The 19,562-nt window shown below is 68.9% G+C and carries 19 protein-coding genes; 8 read left to right on the plus strand and 11 right to left on the minus strand.

Annotated elements, in window-relative coordinates; genetic code table 11:
* Positions 1 to 8 precede the first annotated feature (8 nt).
* From RNZ50_21590 to RNZ50_21620, 7 genes are all read right to left on the minus strand, one after another.
* Positions 9 to 1,289 (minus strand): ABC transporter substrate-binding protein, encoded by a 1,281-nt coding sequence (locus RNZ50_21590; protein ID MDT8857586.1) that lies wholly within the window; start codon positions 1,287 to 1,289, stop codon positions 9 to 11.
* Between the two features lie 106 nt (positions 1,290 to 1,395).
* Entirely contained in the window at positions 1,396 to 2,739 is a 1,344-nt protein-coding gene (locus tag RNZ50_21595) for a hypothetical protein (protein MDT8857587.1), read from the minus strand.
* A complete protein-coding gene (locus tag RNZ50_21600; protein ID MDT8857588.1) occupies positions 2,739 to 3,320 on the minus strand; it encodes an amino acid synthesis family protein in 582 nt (193 codons plus the stop codon). The genes RNZ50_21595 and RNZ50_21600 overlap by 1 nt, the downstream gene beginning before the upstream one ends.
* 1 nt (position 3,321) lies before the next feature.
* On the minus strand, positions 3,322 to 4,209 hold the full coding sequence (locus RNZ50_21605) for a UPF0280 family protein (GenBank protein MDT8857589.1): 888 nt from the start codon (positions 4,207 to 4,209) through the stop codon (positions 3,322 to 3,324).
* Positions 4,206 to 5,642, minus strand: a complete 1,437-nt coding sequence (locus tag RNZ50_21610; protein ID MDT8857590.1) for a 6-hydroxynicotinate reductase — start codon at positions 5,640 to 5,642, stop codon at positions 4,206 to 4,208. The genes RNZ50_21605 and RNZ50_21610 overlap by 4 nt, the downstream gene beginning before the upstream one ends.
* A complete protein-coding gene (locus tag RNZ50_21615; GenBank protein MDT8857591.1) occupies positions 5,632 to 8,328 on the minus strand; it encodes a molybdopterin cofactor-binding domain-containing protein in 2,697 nt (898 codons plus the stop codon). Before RNZ50_21615 ends, RNZ50_21610 begins: the two co-directional genes overlap by 11 nt.
* Complete coding sequence (locus tag RNZ50_21620) at positions 8,325 to 9,218, minus strand: FAD binding domain-containing protein (GenBank protein ID MDT8857592.1); 894 nt, start codon at positions 9,216 to 9,218, stop codon at positions 8,325 to 8,327. Before RNZ50_21620 ends, RNZ50_21615 begins: the two co-directional genes overlap by 4 nt.
* A 109-nt stretch (positions 9,219 to 9,327) precedes the next feature.
* Between RNZ50_21620 and RNZ50_21625 the strand changes: the two genes are divergently transcribed.
* Positions 9,328 to 9,762 carry a MarR family transcriptional regulator gene (locus RNZ50_21625; protein MDT8857593.1) on the plus strand — a complete coding sequence of 145 codons (435 nt, stop codon included), beginning with the start codon at positions 9,328 to 9,330 and terminating at the stop codon, positions 9,760 to 9,762.
* On the opposite strand, the gene RNZ50_21630 is transcribed toward RNZ50_21625, so the two are convergent.
* Positions 9,763 to 11,796, minus strand: a complete 2,034-nt coding sequence (locus RNZ50_21630; protein MDT8857594.1) for an NADH:flavin oxidoreductase — start codon at positions 11,794 to 11,796, stop codon at positions 9,763 to 9,765.
* A 195-nt stretch (positions 11,797 to 11,991) separates the two neighbouring features.
* Here RNZ50_21630 and hpaR point away from each other — a divergent pair, with 195 nt between their 5' ends.
* The 5 genes from hpaR to RNZ50_21655 all read left to right on the plus strand — a co-directional run bounded on the left by hpaR (position 11,992) and on the right by RNZ50_21655 (position 16,060).
* Entirely contained in the window at positions 11,992 to 12,459 is a 468-nt protein-coding gene (hpaR, locus tag RNZ50_21635; protein MDT8857595.1) for a homoprotocatechuate degradation operon regulator HpaR, read from the plus strand.
* A 108-nt stretch (positions 12,460 to 12,567) separates the two neighbouring features.
* Positions 12,568 to 12,888, plus strand: coding sequence for a thioredoxin (gene trxA, locus RNZ50_21640; GenBank protein ID MDT8857596.1), 321 nt, complete (start codon positions 12,568 to 12,570; stop codon positions 12,886 to 12,888).
* A gap of 130 nt (positions 12,889 to 13,018) precedes the next feature.
* Complete coding sequence (hslV, locus tag RNZ50_21645) at positions 13,019 to 13,576, plus strand: ATP-dependent protease subunit HslV (GenBank protein ID MDT8857597.1); 558 nt, start codon at positions 13,019 to 13,021, stop codon at positions 13,574 to 13,576.
* The gene (hslU, locus tag RNZ50_21650; GenBank protein ID MDT8857598.1) at positions 13,573 to 14,871 is read left to right on the plus strand and encodes an ATP-dependent protease ATPase subunit HslU; all 1,299 of its coding nucleotides are present in this window, start codon (positions 13,573 to 13,575) and stop codon (positions 14,869 to 14,871) included. Before hslV ends, hslU begins: the two co-directional genes overlap by 4 nt.
* Before the next feature lie 76 nt (positions 14,872 to 14,947).
* Complete coding sequence (locus RNZ50_21655; GenBank protein MDT8857599.1) at positions 14,948 to 16,060, plus strand: alpha/beta fold hydrolase; 1,113 nt, start codon at positions 14,948 to 14,950, stop codon at positions 16,058 to 16,060.
* On the opposite strand, the gene RNZ50_21660 is transcribed toward RNZ50_21655, so the two are convergent.
* From RNZ50_21660 to RNZ50_21670, 3 genes are read right to left on the minus strand one after another with little or no spacing between them, the layout of a single operon-like run.
* Positions 16,057 to 16,668, minus strand: coding sequence for a Smr/MutS family protein (locus RNZ50_21660; protein ID MDT8857600.1), 612 nt, complete (start codon positions 16,666 to 16,668; stop codon positions 16,057 to 16,059). The two genes, RNZ50_21655 and RNZ50_21660, sit on opposite strands and share 4 nt — an antisense overlap.
* Positions 16,669 to 16,671: 3 nt before the next feature.
* The gene (locus tag RNZ50_21665) at positions 16,672 to 17,703 is read right to left on the minus strand and encodes an MltA domain-containing protein (GenBank protein MDT8857601.1); all 1,032 of its coding nucleotides are present in this window, start codon (positions 17,701 to 17,703) and stop codon (positions 16,672 to 16,674) included.
* Positions 17,703 to 18,362 carry a Tim44/TimA family putative adaptor protein gene (locus tag RNZ50_21670; GenBank protein ID MDT8857602.1) on the minus strand — a complete coding sequence of 220 codons (660 nt, stop codon included), beginning with the start codon at positions 18,360 to 18,362 and terminating at the stop codon, positions 17,703 to 17,705. The genes RNZ50_21665 and RNZ50_21670 overlap by 1 nt, the downstream gene beginning before the upstream one ends.
* Before the next feature lie 136 nt (positions 18,363 to 18,498).
* Between RNZ50_21670 and RNZ50_21675 the strand changes: the two genes are divergently transcribed.
* On the plus strand, positions 18,499 to 18,975 hold the full coding sequence (locus tag RNZ50_21675) for an FxsA family protein (GenBank protein ID MDT8857603.1): 477 nt from the start codon (positions 18,499 to 18,501) through the stop codon (positions 18,973 to 18,975).
* A 72-nt stretch (positions 18,976 to 19,047) separates the two neighbouring features.
* The gene (gene secB / locus RNZ50_21680) at positions 19,048 to 19,557 is read left to right on the plus strand and encodes a protein-export chaperone SecB (protein MDT8857604.1); all 510 of its coding nucleotides are present in this window, start codon (positions 19,048 to 19,050) and stop codon (positions 19,555 to 19,557) included.
* Positions 19,558 to 19,562: the final 5 nt, after the last annotated feature.

Genomic DNA, 19,562 nt, shown 5'->3' on the forward strand with positions numbered 1-19,562 from the left:
CGGTCCTGTCAGAACGACATCGTGGAATAATCCACCGCATCGGGATACATGCCGTCCTCGATCGCGGCGATGTGCACCCGCATCAGCTTGCCGCCCTCGACCTTGCTGATGAACTGGTGGCCGAACACCTGGTGCGTCTTGCCGTTGAACACCTTGTCGCCCTGCGGATGCTCGCGCGACAGCGGCATGGTGGTCATCGCCTCGATGGCCTCGACCAGTTTCTGGCGGTCGGCCACGCCCTGATAGCCCGCAGCCTCCATCCCGGCCTTCAGCACGAACAGCGTTTCCCAGGTGGAAAACATATGGGCATAGGTTGAAACGTCGCGCTTGTCGCTGACCGACGCGCCGTTGTCATCCACCCCCACGGCGGCGCGGTAGAACGTCTCGTGCTCGGTGGCATCGGCCTGCTTGACGCGGCAGTGGCCTTCCCAGAAATGGCTGCCCTCAAGAAACTCCAGCCCCGGCGAGGCCAGATCGACCGCCTCCAGCGAGTCGATGAAACCGAAGATCTGCGGCCGCGCGCCGGTCCCGTAGAACTCGCCCAGCTCCTTGACGAAGGTCAGGACAGCCGGGCCGACCATGACGTGATAAAGCACCTCGGTATCGGCAGGGATCTGCGGCAGGTAGCGGGTGAAGCTGGTTTCGGTCGGCGGAATGGCGATCATCGCCACGACCTCGCCGCCCTGTTCCTTGATCGCCTCGCTGAACGCGTCGCGGTGGTCGTAGCCGAAGGCATAGTCGGGGAAGACCATCGTCACCTTCTTGCCCAGGTTGGCCGCGACCCAGGGCGCCATGGCGCGGACCTGCGCCTTCACGTCGGTGATGCCGGGTTGCAGCGTCCAGCGGTTCAGGCCCGAGGCGACGTGGAACCCTTCGGAACACACCAGATACGGCACCTTCAGCTCGCCCGCGCGCGGGGCGGACCCGATCACCACATGCGAGAACAGCGGCCCGAAGATCGCGTCGCAGCCGTGCTGCGAGGCCAGCTTTTCCACCACCTCGGAGCCGCGCCGCGGGTCGGTGCCGTCATCCTCGAACACGATCTCGACCGGGCGGCCGTTGATGCCGCCGGCCTCGTTCAGCACCTTCAGCGCGGCTTGCGTCGTGCGTTCATACCAGCGCCCGTAGGCCGCGCCGATGCCGGTGCGGTGCAGTTGGAAGCCCAGCTTGACCGGCGCCGAGCTTTGCGCCTGGATGAAGCCGGGAAACGCCAGCGCGCCGGCACCTGCCGACATGCCCATCAGAACCGAACGCCGCGAGGGGGCGCTGCCGATCAGGGGATTTTTCATCGTCACTCTCCGCTGTAGGGGGTGGCCGGTGGTCTTGCAGTGCCCCGGCCTTGAAAGAAAGAATGTGCGTGTAGAAACAGGATGTCCAAGGATTTCTGCGCCCCCGTCACGCACCCAGCGGCGATGACAGAAGCCACAGCCCCAGAACGGTATAGCCTATCATCAAAGCCGTCATCGGCAGATGCGCCACAGCGCGCACCCTGCCGCCCAGCCGCAGCGCCAGCAGCACCGCCAGCACATGCGCGCCCAGAATTGCGGCGAATTGCAGGTTCCACACCAGCGTCATCATCCGCGCATTCGAAAGGAACCCGAACGAGACATAGAACGGCGCCAGCCCCAGCCAGGCGTCGCCGCGAAACAGCGGGTCGTTCAGCGCGGCCAGCGTGTATTGCCCCGAGGTCAGCAGCGTCACCAGATAATGCGCGCCATGGTATCCTGCGGCAATCGCCAGAAAGCTGAGGCTGACCGGCCCGGTCGGCAGCGCCGCCCCAGCCAGCCGGCCCAGCCGCAGCGCACCCAGTATCGCCGCCGCCGTCAGCGCCCAGGCCGCAAGCAGCCCCGCCGTGTTGACGCCCATCACCGCCGAGCGGCCCGAGAATTCCAGCGGGTTTTCCCCCACCAGCCCCAGCCACCAGAACGTCTCGCGCAGCCCGTCGAAGGTCAGCGCAGCCAGCGCCAGCATCACGAAGGCCACGGCCGAAGGGGTCAGCGGCGGCATGGCAAGCACCTGCGTGCCGGGCCAGCCTGCGTATAGCCGTGCCCGCCGCCCGTCGATCTCCAGCCACAGCGGCGCAATGCGGGCGATGAAGCCCATGTAGACGGTCAGGAACTCGCCCTGCTCCAGCCAGTCTTCGCCCTCCAGCACCGCCAGCACGAAAATGCCCAGCCAGTAGGCCAGCGCCACCTGCGCCAGCACCAGCGGGTCGTCGGGCGACAGCGACACGATCAGGAACCACGCAAACGCAAGCAGCCCCGCCACCGCAGGCCCATGCCCCAGCCGCGCCAGCCCGACGCCGCCCCGCCGCCCCAGCAGCGCACGCACCAGCCGCACCGGCGCCGTCCACGGGTTCACCGCCCGCCACAGGTTGCCGAAAAGCATCGACCCCAGCGGCAACGCCACCCATACCACGGTCCAGATCACCAGCGTCATCAAGTTGTGCATCGGGTCGCGTGATCCCAGATGCCCGACCAGCACCAGCCCGAAAAAGCACAGGAAAGCGGCATAGCTCGTCAGGTTGACCGGCAGCCAGACGCGGCGGTCCAGCAGCAGCCGGGGCTGCATGACCGGCAGGCGGTGCGACAGCGCGCCCAGCGCCGCCGTCAGCGCCACGGTCAGCGCGGCACCCGTCATGTAGAAACCCGTGGGCAGGGTCATCACCACCGAAGGCGGCAGGGCGCAGGCAAAGGCCGCGCCGGGCAGCAGCAGCAAGGCTGCGGCCAGCCCGCGCATCAGCGCAGACCGTCCGTGCCGGTCACCTGCCAGACCTCCAGCCCGCCCATCCGCGAATGGATGCGCGGCCCCTTTGCCATCGCCAGCACGAACACGATCTCATCCGCCTTCGGCCCGTCGGGCACGCAGACGGTGATCGCGTCGAAATGGCTCCGGACATAGGCCGCGTTGATGTGGCCCAGCGGCACGTCGAGGCTGCCGCCCATCGCCGCGACCTTCATGGCCGAGGGCACGATGGCCCGGCTTTCGCCCAGCCGCTCGCGCATCGCATGGCCGCCCGGCACATGCCAGAGCGCGCCGTGTTCGGCCTCGCCCGCCGCGCCAACCAACGCGCCTTTGCCGTAGCCGTCGATGCCCTCGCGCCCGCCAAGGGCGGCGATCAGGCGATCGGTCAGCATCAGGCCCAGCGGCTTCAGCACCTCCATCGCCGGTTGCAGGTCGGGGGCGTGGGTGTCGGCAAAGGGGTTGCGCACCACCGCCATGATCGCCCCGCGCAGGCGCGGCGTGGGCGGCACCGCGCCGCCGTCGTGCAGGATCTCCTCGACCAGCAGGGAAGTCTTGCGCAGGGTGAACTCGGTCAACTCAGGTCTCCGGGGTGGCGGCCAGCGTGATCCGGCCAAGGGTTCGGGTTTCAGGGTGCAGGAAAATCGCCGCCCCCGCAATGATGCCGCGCCCCAGAAGGGCCTGCGCGTGCGCCGCACCCCGGTCGAGCGCCGCCGCAACCTCGGCAGCCGTCAGCGCGCCGACATGGACAGTGACCGGCAACCGGCCCAGATCGCTGTCGGACTGCAGCTTGACCGCCGCGCGCCGCAGAATGGCGGGGTGGCCGGGCAGATCGACCGCGTTGGCAATCATCGTTGCCGCCGCGTCGGCCTCGGCGGCGGTGCGGGCCAGCACGGTCACCGCATCGGCAATGCCCAGCGACCAGCTGCGCCCCCGCCACCCCGAGGTCGCAATGCCCCGCGCCGCATCGCCATGCCGCAGCGTGACCCGCCCCGGCAGCGCGGCGGGCATAAGCCGGACCAGATCGGGGTGCAGCGCAATCGCCGCCGTCAGGCTTTCGCCGGGGGCCAGATGCAGCGCGATGTCGCCGCCGTTGTTGACATGGGCGCGCGTCAGCCCCGCCCCGCCCGGCGCCCCGACCATCGCGGCCAGCACCGCATCCGCCACCGCCCCCGCCACCGCAGCCATCGGGGTGATGAACGCAGGCCGGTGCGGCGCCACCGCGGCCGCCATGGCCAGCGCAATCGCCCCGGTCAGCGGCTGAGGGTCGGGGGAGCGCAGGGCGGCAAGCTCTGCAACCAGCTCCTCCAGCAGCCCGTCGAACCGGGCCATCGCCCGTGTATAGGCACCCTGCACCGCGCGCGGCTCGCCCTCGGCGCAGATGATCAGGTCTATCGGGCCGTAGTGCAGATGCAGCCGCCCGTCCGGCAGGATTGCGGCGCGGGGTCCGCGCGGATGAACGGTCATGCGTGCTCCTCCGGCCGGCGGTCCAGCCGGGCGGCGGTGGCGTATTCGCCGCCCTCGGCCATCATCTGCGGCAGGCTGCGGATCGCGGCCTCGTGCCCGCCAAGCGCCAGATAGGCGTCGCGCGGCAGCGTGAACTCCAGCGGGGCCACCAGCGCCGGGGTCGGCACATGGCCGAACGCCCCGGCGGGCAGCCGCGTCACGTCGACCATGAAGGTGATGCCGCCACCCGGCCAGATGTAGCATTCGGCACCGCCGCTGGTCAGCCTTGTTTCGCCCGCCTGCACCGATCGGGTCAGCCGCACCGGGTTGCGCGTAACCCCAGAACGCAGCGAGCCGCCGGCCCCGCCCATGAACAGCACGGTGCAGAGCGACGGTTCGCAATTCTCGTCGATAAGCCTCACGGTCGGGATCAGGCTTTCCGGCAGGCCGCGTTGCTGCGGCACAAGGTCATCATCCAGCACATAATAGGCGAAGTCCTCGCCCGTGGTCGAGACCATCAGCAGCGTCAGCCCCGGCCGCGCCCCCTTCTTCGGATTCCACGGCCCGAGGATTTCCAGCGGGTCGGTCAGCCGCGTGCCGCCCCAGCCCAGCCCCGGCTCCGACACCCGGAAGTAGCGCCCGGGGGTGGACCGGCTGCCCTTGATCCTGATGCCGGTGTCGGGCCAGCCCAGCACCTTGCCCGCCTGATGTTCCGACACCACGCCGGTGATGTGGTCATCGACGACCACCACCTCGTCCACCAGCCCGCGCCACTGGTCGGCAAACATGCCGATGGTGGCCGACCCGCAGCCGACCCGCATCCGCCGTTCGCGCTGGCCATCGACCACGGGCGCCGCCCCCGCCTGCACCACGACCTCTGCACCGCCATCGATGGTCAGCGTGACCGCCTCGCCGTTGCACAGCGCCAGCAGGGCGGCGCAGGTGGCGCGGCCCTCGGCCTTCGAGCCGCCGGTCAGGTGATGCACCCCGCCGAGCGACAGCATCTGGCTGCCGTATTCCGCCGTGGTGACATGGCCTGCAGGCTCGCCTTCTGCCCGCACCACGGCACCTTCCGCACCCAGATGCCGGTCGGTGTCGATCTTAACCTTGACCCCGCAATAGGAAAAGATCGCCTCGGTGACCACGGTCACCATGTCGGCCCCCGCGACAGTCGATGACACGATGAAGGGCGCCGGTTTGAAGTCGGGGTAAGTGGTGCCCGACCCGATGCCGGTCACCAACGTGTCGGCGGGCAGCAGCGTGTCGTCCCAGCTGTGCCCGGCAAAGGGAATGACCTGCCCGCCTGCCGCGACCGTGGCCGACAGCAGCACCACCGGGTCCGTCCGCACGATCCGGCCCGCATCGTTGCCGTAACGGTCGCAGGCCCCGGTCTGCCCCGGCGCGATGTAGCACATCACCGGGCAGGCATCGCAGCGGATCTTGTCAGCGGCCATCGCGGGCCGCCTTTATCGCCGCCAGAACCCGGTGCGGCAGCGCAGGCAAGCGCGTGACCTCGGCACCCGAGCCGTGGCGGATGGCGTTCAGGATCGCGGGCGCCGTGGGGATCAGCACATGCTCGCCCAGCCCCTTGGCACCCATCGGGCCTTCGGGGTCGGGCACCTCGATCAGGATGCTTTCGATCGGCGGCACGTCGCCCGTGGTGGGAATCAGGTAGTCGTGCAGGTTCTCGGTCCGGCCGGGAATATATTCCTCCATCAGCGCCAGACCGATGCCCTGCGCGATGCCGCCCTCGATCTGGCCCTTCGCCAGATCGGGGTTGATCGCCCGGCCAAGGTCATGTGCGGCGGTGATCTTCAGCAGGCGCACCCTGCCCAGCGCCATGTCCACCGCCAGTTCCACCATCTGCGCGCCGTAGCCGTAAACGGCATAGGGCACTCCCTGCCCGTCGGCATCCAGCGCGCTGGTCGGCGGGTCGTAGGTCTGTTCCGCCGACAGGGCATAGCCGCGCGCGTCGGGCGGCAGCGTGGCAAGGTCGATCACCCGGCGCACACCACCTTCGGTCGCCACGACCGACGCGCCCTGCAAGGCCAGTCTGGCCCCATCGCCCATGTTGGCCAGCCGCAGCAGGTCTGCCCGCAACGCCGCCCCCGCCGCCTGCGCCGCGCGCCCGGTGACGAAGGTCTGGCGGCTGGCCGAGGTCTTGCCGGCATCGGGGGTAAGGAACGTATCCGGCCCGATCAGGCCGAATGCCGCCAGCGGCAGGCCCAGCGCATCGGCGGCGATCTGGGCGATGACGGTGTTCGACCCCTGCCCGATGTCGGTCGCGCCCTGATGCAGCAGCAGCGCCCCCGCCTGCGTCAGCCCCAGCCGGATGGTCGAGGGGTTGGGCAGCGCGGTGTTGCCGCAGCCATACCAGCACGACGCGACGCCGACCCCCCGCCCCGGCTGGCCCGCAGCCTCGGCCAGCGCACGTGCCCAGTGGGGCCTGAGCGCAGTCAGGCATTCGGCAATGCCGGTGGCGCGCATCACCTGCCCCGTAGCCGACGCATCGCCGTCGCAGAGCGCGTTCCGCAGGCGAAACTCCAGCCGGTCGAGCCCCGACGCCTCGGCCAGCCGATCATAGAGCGTTTCCTGCCAGATCGCCGCCTGCGGCACGCCAAAGCCGCGAAACGCGCCAGACACCGGCCCGTTGGTATGCACCGCCCGCGCCGTGGCCGTGATGTTGGGCGTAAGGTAGGGGCCCGAGACATGCACCGGCACCCGGTTTGCCACGGTCGGCCCCCAACTGGCATAAGCGCCCGTGTCGAACAGCCCGTCCACCTCCATCGCCGTAACGCGGCCCGCGGCATCGCAGCCGATGCGCCCGTGCAGCCGGGCCGGGTGGCGCTTGGTGGTCGAGGCCATGCTTTCGCCGCGGCTGTAGACCATCCGCACCGGCCGCCCGGTCTTCAGCGTAACCAGCCCCAGCAGGGGTTGCAGGCTGACATCCAGTTTCGAGCCGAACCCGCCGCCCACTGCCGAGGGGATGATGCGCAGCCGGTTGTGCGGCAGGCCCAGAATGGCGGCGGTGTCGTCGCGGTCCATTACCGGCGCCTGCGTGCAGGCGCGGATCACCAGCGTGTCGCCCTCCATCCACGCGGCCCCGGCTTCGGGTTCGATGTAGGCGTGCTCGACAAAGGCGGTCTCTACCGCGCCTTCCACCACATGCGCCGATGCGGCCAGCGCCGCCTGCGCATCGCCACTGCGCACCCGGCCCTGGATCAGCCGGTTGCCGGGACGGTCGGCGTGGATCAGCGCCGCCCCCTCCGTCTCAGCCTCTGCCGGATCGAGCAGGGGCGGCAGCGGCGACCACTCCACCGGAAAATCGCTGATGTCGGTGGCGCGGCCATCGTCCTCGAACGCCACCAGCGCCACCGCCTCGCCGCGAAAGCGGGCTTCGGCCACCGCCAGCGCGGGCTGGTCGGCATAGGGCGGGATCACGCCAAAGCAGTTGCGGCCCGGAATGTCGGCGGCGATGAAAACCTGCACGCCGCGCGCCCGCGCCCACCCGGCCAGATCGCCAAGGCGGAACGCGGCGCGGTGGTGGGGCGAGCGCAGCGCCTTCAGCACCAGCCCGCCGGGTTGCCAGAGGTCGGCCCCGAACAGGTCGCCCGCCACCTTGGCCGCGCCATCCAGCCGGGGCTGGCTTGCCCCCACCGCCTGCCCGGCGTCGGGCATTGCGGCCACCGGCACGGTGCTGTCGGCATCGCAGACCGCCGCAACGATCCGGGCATAGCCGGTGCAACGGCAAAGCACCCCGCCCAGCGCCTCCTCCACCTCCATCCGGGACGGCTTTGGCGTGGCGCGCAGCAGCGGCAGGGCGGCCATCAGCATCCCCGGCGTGCAGATGCCGCATTGCGCCGCGCCGTGGCGCAGGAAGCTGGCGCGCAGCCGGGTCAGGGCCGGGTCGTCGGCCTCAACCGTGGTCACCGCGCGCCCCGACACCCGTGCGGCAGGCATCAGGCAGGCGCAGACCGCCGCGCCATCGACCAGCACGGTGCAGGCCCCGCAATCGCCCGCATCGCAGCCGACCTTGGTGCCGGTCAGCCCCGCATCCTCGCGCAGCACCTCGGACAGGCGGCGGGTCGGCGGCACATCCAGCACCACGGCGCGTCCGTTCAGGGTGAACCCAAGGCTCATGCCGCGGCCTCCTTCGCCAGATCATCCACCGCGCGGCGCAGCAGTTCTGCCGCAGCGCCGGCGCGGTAGGCGGCCGTCGCGCGCAGATCGTCCAGCGGGGTCAGCGCCGCCGCCACCGCCGCATCACCGATCCGCGCCGCAGCCTGCGCCAGCGGCGCGCCCGGCAGCGCGGCCTCGACCAGCGGCAGGCGCACCGCCACGGCGGAACAGGCCCCGACCGCCAGCGCCGCCTCGGTCACCATCCCGCGCACCACCACCAGCCGCACCGCCACCATGGCGATCGAGATCACCAGATAGGCCCGCGCCCCCAGCTTGAGAAACCGCGACGCCCCCGCCAGCCCCGCGTCCGGCAAATGCACCGCCACCAGCAGCTCGTCGGGCGCCAGCGCCGTGCGGCGCGGCCCGGTGAGGAACGCGGCCAGAGGCAGCCGCCTTGTGCCGCGCAACGAGGCCAACTCGACCTCTGCCCCCAGAACCAGCAGCGGCGGCACGCCATCGGCGGCGGGCGAGGCGTTGCAGAGGTTGCCGCCGATGGTGCCCGCGTTCTGGATCTGCCGCCCGCCGACCTGCACCGCCGCCTGCCGCAGCGCATCGCAGGCGGGGGGCAGTGCTGCCGCCTCAGCTTCAGCCCCCTCAACTCCGGCCCCCGGACTCCCAGCCCCGGCGACCTCGGCCCATGTCACCATTGCCCCAAGCCGCATCCCCGCCGCATGTCGGCGGATGCCCCGCAGATCGGGGATCGCAGACAGGTCCAGCACCGGGCGGCAGATGTGCTTGCCAGTCACCGCGGGGTAAACGTCGGTCCCCCCGGCCAGCGCCTGCCGGCGAGATTGCGCCAGCAGCGCCAGCGCCTCGGGCAGGGTGTCGGGACGGGCGTAATCTGGCGGCATCGGGCGAAATCTTCCCCAACAAATCGTTTGCGCGCAAACACCTTGCTGCCCGCACCCCTGACCTGTCAACTTTCTTGCGCGAAGGGCGCGGGCAAGCTATCCCGAAATCGTGACCGACAGCGATGCCACCCCGACCGACGCCTATGTGCTGGATGACCAGGTAGGCTATGTGCTGCGCCGCGTGACGCAGCGCCATCTGGCGCTGTTCTCCGAAGCGATACCCGAGGTCACGACCACCCAGCTTGCCGTTCTGGCCCGTCTGCACGAGATCGGGCCGCTGTCGCAGAACCATCTGGGGCGGGCGACGGCGATGGATGCGGCCACGATCAAGGGCGTGGCCGGCCGACTGGTGCGGCTGGGGCTGGTCAGCATCGCCGCCGACCCCGGCGATCGCCGACGCCTGACGATCACCCTCACCGACAGCGGGCGGGCGCTGTTCTTCCGCACTCGCCCCACCGCGCTTGCGGTGTCGGATCGCACGCTGGCACCGCTTACGGCGGCGGAACGGGCGGTACTGTTGGCCCTTCTGGTGCGGCTGACCTGATCAGACCGCCATCATCAGGCGCAGCGCGTCATAGATCGCCGCATGGGTATTGCGCGCCGAAACCGCATCCCCGATGCGGAACAGCGAAAACCCCTCCGGCCCGCCGGTCAGGCCCTGCGGCGCGCCGTCAATCAGCGCGCCATGATCCACCGCGCCAAGGTTGACCGACAGCGGCTTCAGCGCGAAATAGAGGTCGTCCAGCGGCCATGTGCCGTGGTTCACCACCACCTGATCGTAGTGCTTCACCTTCTCCAGCGGCATGTAATCGCTGCCGACCGTCGCGCGCAGCAGGTTGCCGTCACGCGCCACCGACCGCAGCCGGTAGGTGACGGTGAAGGTGGTCTTGCGCCCCTGCAGCGCACGCATGTAGGGCACCAGGTTCATCGCCATCACGTCCGGCGCAAAGGTGCGGTCCGGCGTCATCACCTCGACCTCGGCGCCGCTTTCCGCGATCAGCTGCGCGGCCTGCAGGGCGGCATGGTCGCCCGCGTCGTCGTAAAGCAGCACGTTGGTGCCGGGCTTCACGTCGCCCGACAGGATGTCCCAGGCCGAGACAACCAGATCGTTGCCCGACTCCAGCACATCGGTGTTGGGCAGGCCGCCGGTGGCGACGATCACCACATCGGGGGCAAGGGCGGTCACGTCCGCCGCCTCGGCCCAGGTGTTGAAGCGGAACTCGACCCCCCGCGCCGCGCATTGCGCCATGCGCCAGTCGATGATGCCGATCATCTCGCGCCGCCGCGGGCTTTGCGCCGTCAGGCGGATCTGGCCGCCGGGATTGGCCGCCGCCTCGAACACTGTCACGCTGTGCCCGCGTTCCGCCGCCACCCGGGCTGCCTCCAGCCCCGCGGGGCCTGCCCCCACGATCACCACCCGTTTCGCCACTGCCGCCGGGGCGATGGTGTGGGGCAGGGTTTCCTCGCGCCCGGTCGCCGGGTTGTGGATGCAGAGCGCCATGCCGCCCTGATAGATCCGGTCAAGACAGTAGGTCGCGCCGACGCAGGGGCGGATGTCTTCCTCGCGCCCTTCGATGATCTTGCGCACGATATGCGGGTCGGCCATGTGCGCCCGTGTCATTCCCACCATGTCAAGCTTGCCCGAGGCCACCGCATGGCGCGCCGTCGCCACGTCGGGGATGCGCGCGGCGTGAAAGGTCGGCAGCCCGACCTCGGCCCTGATCCGCCCCGCGAAATCCAGATGCGGGGCCGAGGCCATGCCCTGGATCGGGATCACGTCGGTCATCGCCGGGTCGGTGTGGATGCGGCCCTTGATGATGTTGACGAAATCGACCAACCCGGAGTCGCGGAAGGTCCGCGCGATCTGGACGCCCTCGTCGGCGGTGATGCCGCCCGGCTCGCCCTCGTCGGCGGTGTAGCGCATCCCCAGCAGGAAGCCCTCGCCAACACGCTTGCGGCAGGCGGCCAGCACCTCCATCGCAAAGCGGGCGCGGTTCTCGAAAGTGCCGCCATACGGGGCGTCCAGCGCATTGGTCAGCGGTGACATGAACTGGTCCATCAGGTGGCCGTAACACTCGAACTCCACCCCATCGAGCCCGGCGACCTGCATCCGTTCGGCCGCGTCGGCGTAATCCTCGATGATGCGGGCGATGTCCCAGTCCTCGACCACCTTGGGGAAGGCGCGGTGGCTGGGCTCGCGCGCAGGGCCTGCCGCCACCACCGGCAGCCAGTCGCCCTTGTCCCAGCGGGTGCGGCGGCCAAGGTGGGTGAGCTGGATCATCACGGCGCAGCCCTGTTCGTGGCAGTCGTCGGCCAGACGCTTCATCCAGCCCACCACCTCGTCCTTGTAGGCCAGGATGTTGTTGAACACCGGCGGACTGTCGCGCGACACCGCCGCAGAGCCCGCCGTCATGGTCAGCGCCACGCCCGCCTTTGCCCGTTCCAGATGGTAAAGGCGGTAGCGGTCTTTCGGCATCCCGTCCTCGGGGTAGGCCGGTTCGTGGCTGGTCGTCATGATCCGGTTCTTCAGGGTCAGGTGTTTCAACTGGTAGGGTTGCAGAAGCGGATCGCTGGACATGGTTTTCCCCCTGGTCTGGCCGACAGCCGAGTCTTGCCGCAGCTTAGGCGCGGGCCGCCGCCCCCCGATAGTCCGGAAGCGACACCGTCATGCCCTTGCTGGCCGCCTTTGCGCAGCGACCTTGCGCCGCGCCCGCCGCCCGCAGGCTTGCCAGCCCTGCCCGGCCGCGCCTATAGCCGGGCCATGGACTCGGTGATGGCCCCCGACAGCGATGCGATCCTGCCGCGAAACACGCGGCAGTCGCTGCCCATGGCGCTGCTGCGGGCCCGCGAAGCGGTGATGGCCCGCTTTCGCCCGCTGCTCGATGCGGCAGACATCAACGAACAGCAATGGCGCGTGATCCGGGTGCTGGCCGAGTCCGGTCGGCTGGATGCAACGGAACTGTCGGCGCGCGCAAACATTCTGGCACCGTCGCTGACCCGGATGATCCGGGCGATGACCGATCGTGGGTTGATCACCCGGCACGCCGACAGCAAAGACCGCCGCCGGGTGATGCTGGAGAACACGGAAATGGCGACTGCGCTGATCCGTGCGGTCAGCCCGCACAGCCTTCAGATCTACCGCGGGCTGGAACGCGATTTCGGGCCGGACCGCATGGCGACGCTTCTGGCATTGCTGAACGATCTTGCGGCACTGGCACCGCCAGACGAGCGGCGGCCCTGAGCCATCCCGATATCGTGAGGCGCCGCGGCCCCGACCCACGATCCCTTGACGCAGGTCGGCGCGGTCCATAGGTTCCCTGCCAACACATTCATTCTGGGAGTCCTTGAAATGGCCACCGTTGCCGTCACCGATGCCACCTTCGATGCCGAGGTCCGCCAGTCGGATGTTCCCGTCGTCGTCGATTTCTGGGCCGAATGGTGCGGCCCCTGCCGCCAGATCGGCCCGGCGCTGGAGGAACTGGCGGTCGAATACGCCGGCCGCGTCAAGATCGTGAAGATCAACGTCGATGAAAACCCCGACAGCCCCGCCGTTCTGGGCGTGCGCGGCATCCCTGCGCTGTTCCTGTTCAAGGACGGCCAGGTGGTTTCGAACAAGGTCGGGGCGGCGCCCAAGGCGGCGCTGGCAAGCTGGATCGCCAGCGCGATCTGATTGCGCGCCGGGGCCGATCGAAACGGGGTGCCAGCCGGCACCCCTTTTTCATGCCGGCCCCCGCGACGTGTGGCCCGCTTGTGCAGCCCCCGGCCCCGGCCCATATAGAACCGACAATGCGGAGGCAGGCATGGCGGAAGACAGGTTTCCCGGCTGGCACGGCACCACGATCCTTGCGGTGCGGCGTGGCGGCGAGGTTGTGGTGGCAGGCGACGGGCAGGTGAGCCTTGGCGCCACCGTCATCAAGGGCACGGCACGCAAGGTGCGTCGCCTCTCGCCCGGCGGGCGCGACGTGGTGGCAGGCTTTGCCGGCTCGACCGCCGACGCCTTCACCCTGCTGGAACGGCTGGAAAAGAAGCTGGAGGCGATGCCGGGGCAACTGGCGCGCGCATCCGTCGAACTGGCGAAGGACTGGCGGATGGACAAGTATCTGCGAAATCTGGAAGCCATGCTGATCGTGACCGACGGCGCCGACCTTTTCGTGATCACCGGGGCGGGCGACGTGCTGGAACCCGAGCATGACGTGGCCGCCATCGGCTCGGGCGGCAACTTCGCCCTGGCCGCCGCGCGCGGCCTGATGACCACCGACCTTTCCGCCGAAGATGTCGCCCGCAAGGCCATGGCCATCGCCGCCGAGATCTGCGTCTACACCAACGGCAACCTGACCGTCGAACGGATTGCGAAATGACCGACCTGACCCCGCGCGAAATCGTCTCGGAACTTGACCGCCACATCATCGGCCAAAGCGACGCCAAGCGCGCCGTCGCCGTGGCGCTGCGCAACCGCTGGCGGCGCAAGCAGCTGGCCGACGACCTGCGCGACGAGGTCTACCCCAAGAACATCCTGATGATCGGGCCGACCGGCGTCGGCAAAACCGAGATCAGCCGCCGTCTGGCCAAGCTCGCCCGCGCGCCGTTCCTGAAGGTCGAGGCGACCAAGTTCACCGAGGTGGGCTATGTCGGCCGCGATGTCGACAGCATCATCCGTGATCTGGTCGATGCCGCCATGGTCGACACCCGCGCCCGGATGCGCGAGGACGTGAAGGCCCGCGCCGCCAAGGCCGCCGAGGAACGGGTGATCGAGGCCATCGCCGGCAAGGACGCCCGCGAACAGACCCGCGAGATGTTCCGCGGCAAGCTGAAGCGCGGCGAGCTTGACCAGACGATGATCGAACTCGACATCGCAGACACTTCCAACCCGTTCGGCGCCTTCGACCCCACGGGGCAAGGCCAGCCCGGCATGATGAACCTGGGCGAAATCTTCGGCAAGATGGCCGGGCGCACGCAGAAACGGCGAATGACCGTGGCCGAAAGCCATGACCTCCTGATCAGCGAAGAGGCCGACAAGCTGCTGGATGACGAAACGGTCAAGACCGCCGCGCTGGAGGCGGTGCAGGAAAACGGCATCGTCTTCATCGACGAGATCGACAAGGTCTGCGCCCGGTCCGATACGCGCGGCGCCGATGTCAGCCGCGAGGGCGTGCAGCGCGACCTGCTGCCGCTGATCGAGGGCACTACCGTTTCCACCAAGCACGGCCCGGTGAAAACCGACCATATCCTGTTCATCGCCAGCGGCGCCTTCCACATCGCCAAGCCCTCGGACCTGCTGCCTGAACTTCAGGGCCGCCTGCCGATCCGGGTGGAACTGCGCCCCCTGACCGAGGAGGATTTCGTCCGCATCCTGACCGAAACCGACAACGCGCTGACCCTGCAATACTCGGCGCTGATGGCTACCGAAAAGGTCGCCGTCAGCTTCACGCCAGACGGGATCACCGCGCTGGCGGGCATCGCGGCCGAGGTGAACCGCGCGGTCGAAAACATCGGCGCGCGCAGGCTTTACACCGTGATGGAACGGGTGTTCGAAGAGTTGTCCTTCACCGCGCCCGACCGGGGCGGCGAGGCGGTGGTGGTCGATGCGGCCTTCGTCGAGGCAAATCTGGGCGCGCTGTCGCGCTCGGCCGACCTCAGCCGCTATGTTCTTTAGGCCGCAGGGCAAACCGCTTGACCGCTGACGCGGGCCGGGTGATCCAGTGCGGGCACAAGCGCAACAGGATGGTCCCGTGAAACCGCTCGCTCTCGTCCTCGTCCTGCTGGTGGCCTGCACGCCGCGCGGCACCATCACCATGGATCCCCGCGCCGGCGACGTGGGCGACGTGCGGTCGGTCTTTGTCGGCACAACGCGGGCGGTCGATCCGGCCACCGGCACCTTCGGCGGCGAGCGTACCGAAACCGCCGCCTTTGCGCGTTACGACGTGTCGGTGCCGCCCGACCGCGCGCCGGGCGAGATCAATTGGCCGCCCAGACGCGGGCCCGCCGATCCTGCCACCGATTTCCTCACCACCGCGGCCATTGTCCACCCCGACGCCCGCACCTTCCGGGCCGATCTGGCCCGCGCGCTGGCACAGGAAGGGGTGGGCGAGCGTGATGCCGTCGTGTTCGTGCATGGCTTCAACAACACCTATTCGGAAGGGCTCTACCGGATCGCGCAACTCGCGCATGACCTCGACCTGCCCGGCGCGGTGGTGCATTACTCCTGGCCCTCGGCGGGCAACCCGCTGGGCTATGTCTATGACGCCGATTCCGCGCTGTTCGCCCGCGACGGGCTGGAGGTGCTGCTGAACCAGGTGGCCGACGCCGGGGCGAAGCGCATCTTCCTCGTGGCGCATTCGATGGGCAGCGCCCTGACGATGGAGACCCTGCGCCAGATCGCGATCCGCAACGACAAGGCACTGATGGCGCGGATCGGCGGGGTGATCCTGATCTCGCCCGATCTGGATGTCGACGTGTTCCACGCCCAGGCCACGATGATCGGCAAACTGCCCGACCCGTTCCTGATCTTCGGCTCGAACCGCGACCGCATACTGCAACTGTCGGCCGGGCTGACCGGCAAGACCGAGCGCCTCGGCAACCTGTCGGAGATCGCACGCCTTGCCGACCTTAAGGTGACGTTCATGGAGGTCGGCGCCTTCTCCTCGGGCGCCGGCCATTTCACCGCCGCCACCTCGCCCGCGCTGCTGCAACTGCTCGGCCGGATGGTCGAGGTCAACGCGGCCTTCGTCTCCGACCAGAAGGGCCGGACCGACCTGCTGTCGGGCGCGGTGCTGACGGTGCAGAACGCGACCGAAATCATCCTGCTGCCCGTCACCGCCATCGCTGGCGAAATCGCCAATTAGCGGCGGCGCAGGTAGACGTAATATGCCCCCGACCCGCCATGCTTCAGATGCGCCTCGGCCACCTGCAAGACGGCCGGCCCCAGCGGCGCCATGTGCAGCCAGTGCGGCACCTGATGCTTCAGAACCCCCTGCCGCTGCGGGATCGGACCATGGTCGGCGGTGCGCCTGCTGCCCTTGCCGGTGATGACCAGCACAAGCCGCAGCCCCTGCGCTTGAGCGTTCAGGATGAAGCCGATCAGTTCGGGATGCGCCTCCGACAGCGTCATGCCGTGCAGGTCAAGCCGCGCCTCGGGGGAAAGCTTGCCGCGCGCCATCCGGGCGAAGCTTTTCGCATCCATCCGCAACGGCGCCTCGGCCAGCAGGGCGCGCAACGGCGGCTGAACGTCGTGCCCCGAAGGTCGCACATGCGCCTTCTCGCCGATGCGAAAGCGCCCGAAGGAGGGCGCGGGATGGATGACATTCGGCGGCTCATGCGTGACGGCGGCAGGCAGATCCTCGATTTTTCGTAGAAAAATCGCGGGCCGTCCCGGGTGCATCGGCTGTGCGGTGCGCGCGACGGCGGCCCAAAGCTCTTCTTCGTCGGGGCGCAGGGTGCGGCGGCGGGCCATGGCTCAGCCGTCCGGCAGCAGGGCAAAGGCCCGGTCGATCGGCAACAGCACGATCATCCGGCCGCCGTCCTTCACGGTCCCCGCATCCTCGCCCGCCTGATACCCGGTGCCGAAAAAGATGTCGGCCCGCTGCGCGCCCTTGATCGCGCCGCCGGTATCCTGCGCAATCATCAGGCGGCGCAGGGGGTTGCGGCCATCCTTCTCGATCCAGACCGGCGCCCCCAGCGGCGTATGGGCCGGATCGACCGCCAGACTGCGCATCGTGGTGATCGAGCGCCCCATCGCCCCTATCGGCCCCTTCTCGGGGGCCAGGTTGGCCAGCTTGCGGAAAAACACGTAAGACGGGTTGTGAAACAGCAGTTGCGCACCCTCAACCGGGTTGCGCCGCACCCAGGCACGGATCGCCTGCGCCGAAACCTCGTGCAGCGCATGGGTGCCGCGCCGCACAAGTTCCTGCCCGATGGAGCGGTAGGGCTGGCCGTTCTTGGCGGCATAGCCGACCCGGATCACCCGGCCATCCGGCATCCGGATGCGGCCGGAACCCTGCACCTGCAGAAAATACACCTCCACCGGGTCATCGAGCCAGGCAATCTCCAGACCGCGGCCGCGCAGCAATCCGCCCGCCTCGATGTCGCCGCGGCTGTGCCAGACGCTGCCCTCGGTCAGTTCCGGCGGCTTGGCATAGATCGGCCACGCAAAGCGCGGGGTGCGAACCGGCGAGCCGGGAAGTTCGGGCTCGTAATAGCCGGTGAACAGTGCCGGGGGTTCGCCCATCAGCACCGGCCGGAAGAACAGCTCGAAGAAGCTGCGCGCCGCCGCCGCGCTGCCTTCGGCATCCGCGGCAAGTCGACACAGCGGCTGCCACTCGGGCCCGTCGATCAGGCTGCACGTCCCGCGAAACACCGCCAGCGCCGCGCGGTGGTCATCGTCGCGCCAGCCGTCCAGATCGTCAAAGCGCAGCACCTGCGCCGCCGCAGGGCCCGCGCCCGCCATCACGGCCAGCACGACGGCGAGGCTGCGCAGCAGGGCACGCATCAGTCCCCGGTGGCGACGAGTTGCCAGTTCGGATCGTTCGAACCCATGACGCGGGCAAAGGTCCAGACATCGCGCTGGCGCTTGACCTCTGTCGGCGATCCCTCGACCACCTCGCCCAGCTTGTTGCGCACCAGCGAGGTCAGTTCGCCGACAAAGCGCACGGCAATCTCGGCCTCGCGGGTGTCGCGGTCAAAGGTGGCCTCCTGCAGCGCAAGATCCCGCAAACCAACGAAATTCGCCTCGACCGTCAGCCCTTCGGCCTCGCGCGCCTGCACGGCGGCCTCGAAGCTCTGATACACGTCGTCGGACAGGAAGCCCTTGATCTGCGCCAGATCGCCCTTTTCGAAGGCCATCAGGATCATCTCGTAGGCACCGCGCGCGCCGTTCAGGAAATCGCCGACGCCAAAGCCCGGTTCTGCCATCTTCATGCCCGCCAGCGCCTTGGCGGACGGGCTGCCATCGGCGACATGGTCGGTGATGTCGCGGTCAGGCCCGCCCTCGATCACTTCGAAGTCGCGGCGGGCGCGCACCGGCTGCTCCTCGATCGGCAGCGGGGGCTTCTCGAAGCCATCGCGCGTGCCCAGCACATTCCGCAGCTTGAGAATGAGAAAGACGGCGATCCCGGCCAGGACAAGCAGTTGGATCAGGGATGAGCTCATGTAAACCTCGGGGTCTCGAAGGGCGGGACGGGCGGCTTTTCGGTTGGTAACCAGCCCCTGTTGACCCTATGTAAGTGAGGGGTCGGTCCAAGTCCACCGCCTGACCCACAGATTGCAGTCCCGAAGGAGCCTGGGAATGTGGCTTTTTGCATTCGTGGTCGGCTTGCCGCTGATCGAGATCTCTTTGTTCGTCACCCTTGGCGGGTGGCTGACTCTCTGGCCGACGCTGGCGCTGGTGCTGGCATCGGCGGTTCTGGGGGTCTGGATCCTGCGCGGCCAGGGCCTGCGCGCCGTGGGCGAGATGCGCAATGCCGCCCAAGGCATGGCCGACCCGCTGTCGCCGCTGGCGCAGGGCGCGTTGCGCATGATGGCCGGCATATTCCTCGTGATGCCCGGCTTCTTCACCAGTGCGGTCGGCCTGCTGCTGCTGGTGCCGCAGGTGCGGGATCTGGCGATTGCGCGGATGGCCCGGCGGATGCAGGCGTCTGGCGTCGTGGTGCGCCGGACCCAGAGCGATGCCCCGATCGACGCCGATTATCAGGTGCTGGACGCCACGCCGCTGGATGCACCCGATCAGGAACGCCCCGGAAGCTCTGGCTGGACCCGGCATTGAGGCCACCAATCCGACCTGCTAGACAAGGCGTCAGATAGCGCGCCCAACGCGCGAACCACGCAGGAGAGACCGATGACAGAGGCCAATGGCACCGCCCCCGCCACCCCCCAGATCAAGATGCAGGTCTTGGCGCAATTCATCCGCGACATGTCGTTCGAGAACATGGTGGCCCAGAAGGGCCTGACCGGCGGCGACGTGCAGCCCGACATCCAGGTTGCGGTCAGCCTCGATGCCCGCAAGCGCGCCCTTGAACACCAATACGAGGTGATCACGAAATTCCGCATCACCTCGAAGAACAAGGTCAACGGCGACACGCTGTTCCTGATGGAGCTTGATTACGGCGGGATCTTCGTTGTCGAGGGCGTGGCGGAGGAACAGCTTCACCCCTTCCTGCTGATCGAATGCCCGCGCCTGCTGTTCCCCTTCGTGCGGCGCATCATCTCGGACGTGACGCGCGATGGCGGCTTCCCGCCGCTGAACGTCGACACGGTGGATTTTCTGGCGCTCTACCGGCAGGAACTGGCGCGCCGCGCCGAGGCGCAGCAGGCAACTGCGGCCGCGCCCCGCGTCGAAGTCGAATAGCGCCC

Source organism: Paracoccaceae bacterium Fryx2 (genome assembly GCA_032334235.1).
Taxonomy (GTDB): Bacteria; Pseudomonadota; Alphaproteobacteria; order Rhodobacterales; family Rhodobacteraceae; genus JAVSGI01.

Coding starts and splice junctions, on each gene's coding strand:
- RNZ50_21630 (MDT8857594.1), bottom strand. CDS start 11,796: ATGTCCAGCGATCCGCTTCTGCAACCCTACCAGTTGAAACACCTGACC.
- hslV (MDT8857597.1), top strand. CDS start 13,019: ATGGCGGAAGACAGGTTTCCCGGCTGGCACGGCACCACGATCCTTGCG.
- RNZ50_21615 (MDT8857591.1), bottom strand. CDS start 8,328: ATGAGCCTTGGGTTCACCCTGAACGGACGCGCCGTGGTGCTGGATGTG.
- hpaR (MDT8857595.1), top strand. CDS start 11,992: ATGGCCCCCGACAGCGATGCGATCCTGCCGCGAAACACGCGGCAGTCG.
- RNZ50_21610 (MDT8857590.1), bottom strand. CDS start 5,642: ATGGCCGCTGACAAGATCCGCTGCGATGCCTGCCCGGTGATGTGCTAC.
- RNZ50_21660 (MDT8857600.1), bottom strand. CDS start 16,668: ATGGCCCGCCGCCGCACCCTGCGCCCCGACGAAGAAGAGCTTTGGGCC.
- RNZ50_21590 (MDT8857586.1), bottom strand. CDS start 1,289: ATGAAAAATCCCCTGATCGGCAGCGCCCCCTCGCGGCGTTCGGTTCTG.
- RNZ50_21665 (MDT8857601.1), bottom strand. CDS start 17,703: ATGCGTGCCCTGCTGCGCAGCCTCGCCGTCGTGCTGGCCGTGATGGCG.
- hslU (MDT8857598.1), top strand. CDS start 13,573: ATGACCGACCTGACCCCGCGCGAAATCGTCTCGGAACTTGACCGCCAC.
- RNZ50_21620 (MDT8857592.1), bottom strand. CDS start 9,218: ATGCCGCCAGATTACGCCCGTCCCGACACCCTGCCCGAGGCGCTGGCG.
- RNZ50_21605 (MDT8857589.1), bottom strand. CDS start 4,209: ATGACCGTTCATCCGCGCGGACCCCGCGCCGCAATCCTGCCGGACGGG.
- trxA (MDT8857596.1), top strand. CDS start 12,568: ATGGCCACCGTTGCCGTCACCGATGCCACCTTCGATGCCGAGGTCCGC.
- RNZ50_21675 (MDT8857603.1), top strand. CDS start 18,499: ATGTGGCTTTTTGCATTCGTGGTCGGCTTGCCGCTGATCGAGATCTCT.
- secB (MDT8857604.1), top strand. CDS start 19,048: ATGACAGAGGCCAATGGCACCGCCCCCGCCACCCCCCAGATCAAGATG.
- RNZ50_21595 (MDT8857587.1), bottom strand. CDS start 2,739: ATGCGCGGGCTGGCCGCAGCCTTGCTGCTGCTGCCCGGCGCGGCCTTT.
- RNZ50_21670 (MDT8857602.1), bottom strand. CDS start 18,362: ATGAGCTCATCCCTGATCCAACTGCTTGTCCTGGCCGGGATCGCCGTC.